General features: G+C 60.9%; 1 protein-coding gene. It reads left to right on the plus strand.

What is annotated here, in order from left to right:
- Positions 1 to 884: IS30-like element ISAs2 family transposase (locus OKB81_RS20575; RefSeq protein ID WP_270805452.1), on the plus strand; the 884-nt coding region annotated here is incomplete at its 5' end.
- Positions 885 to 916 lie beyond the last annotated feature (32 nt).

Here is a 916-nt window from a genome sequence, read left to right on the forward strand (position 1 = left end):
TGTCCATCCTTGCCACCGCACGCGCCATTGGCGTTCATCGCTCCACCCTCTACCGGGAGCTGCGTCGTAACGCCGGGCCGCAGGGCTACCAGCCAGACAATGCGCATCAGCACGCCACCCACCGACGGGCCAGTGCGGCCAAATCTCGGCTATCTGCCGATGTCATCCAGTTTGTCGAGCTGACACTCGCCTGGTGGTGGAGCCCGGAGCAGATAAGCGCGGTGGGCAAGCAGATAGGCCTCATGGTGAGTCACGAGTGGATATACCGCCATGTGGCCGCCGACAAAGCCCGGGGTGGCCAGTTGTACCGCCATCTGCGCCAGGGCCACAAGCGCTACCGCAAGGGGGCGAGCAGCCTGCGTTCTCCCATCAAGGAAGCCCGCTCTATTGATGAACGGCCGGCTATCGTCGATAGCCGGGAGCGGCTCGGTGATTGGGAGGCGGACACGGTGCTGGGCAAGCAAGGCACAGGTGCACTGGTCACCCTGGTGGAGCGCAAGAGCCGGCTCTATCTGGTCAAGCGGGTCGCGAGCAAACAGGCTGGGGTGGTGCGGGATGCGATAATCGAGATGTTAACGCCCTACATCGAGCAGGTGCATACCATCACCTTTGACAACGGCGGCGAGTTTGCCGAACACAAGGCGATAGAGGAAGCGCTGGGTGCCGAGACTTACTTTGCGCACCCTTACTCTTCGTGGGAGCGCGGTCTGAACGAGAACAGCAATGGGCTGTTGAGGCAGTTTATCCCAAAGGGAACAGACCTGAGAGAGGTCACGGACGAGGATGTCAGGAGAGCGGAGCAGTGGCTCAACCTACGACCTCGGAAATGTCTCGGATTCAGGCAGCCTGTCAAGGTATTCGAAGAGTACCGTCAGGCGGCATAGGCGAGTGTCGCACTTCGAAGTTGAATTCGCGG

The organism is Aeromonas sp. QDB56, from assembly GCF_027705505.1.
Classification (GTDB): domain Bacteria; phylum Pseudomonadota; class Gammaproteobacteria; order Enterobacterales; family Aeromonadaceae; genus Aeromonas; species Aeromonas caviae.